The organism is bacterium, assembly GCA_020440705.1.
In the GTDB taxonomy this organism is placed as follows: Bacteria; Krumholzibacteriota; Krumholzibacteriia; order LZORAL124-64-63; family LZORAL124-64-63; genus JAGRNP01.
Genome location: JAGRNP010000380.1, coordinates 1 through 540, shown reverse-complemented (window position 1 = coordinate 540; position 540 = coordinate 1). Strand labels below are relative to the sequence as shown.

Sequence of the window (540 nt, the reverse complement as noted above, 5' to 3'; positions counted from 1 at the left end):
CGCCCCAGGATGCGATCAATATCCGCGTCACCGGGCACCAGTGGTTTTGGGATGTGGAATACCCCGACTATCCGGGCGTCCGCCTGACCTCCAACACCGAAGAGCCGCTTACCACGCTGATCGTGCCCAAGGGCAAGCCAGTGCGGCTCACGATCACTTCCGACGATGTGCTTCACTCGTTCTACATCCCGGCCTTTCGCGTCAAAAAAGACGCCGTCCCCGGTCGTTACACGAGCATGTGGTTTGAGGCCACCCGGGTGGGCGAGTTCAACATCTTCTGCGCCGAGTACTGCGGCGACCGCCACTCTTCCATGGCCGGGGTTGTGAAGGTCTTGGAGCCCGACATGTTCGAGCAAGCCCTGCGCGACGCGGGCAAGCTCGAGATGGAGGCCGGTGAAAGCATGGCCGCCTGCGGGGAGCGAGTTTACAAGCGTCAAGGCTACAACGCCTGCCACACCACCACCGGTGTCGATGCCACCGGGCCGAGCTGGAAGGGCCTCTTCGGCAAGACCGAAACCATGACCGATGGCAGCACGGTGG

Annotated in this window: 1 protein-coding gene; it reads left to right on the top strand. The window is 62.6% G+C overall.

The window, feature by feature from the left end; genetic code table 11:
• Positions 1-540: cupredoxin domain-containing protein (locus KDM41_18900; GenBank protein ID MCB1185494.1), on the top strand; the 540-nt coding region annotated here is incomplete at both ends.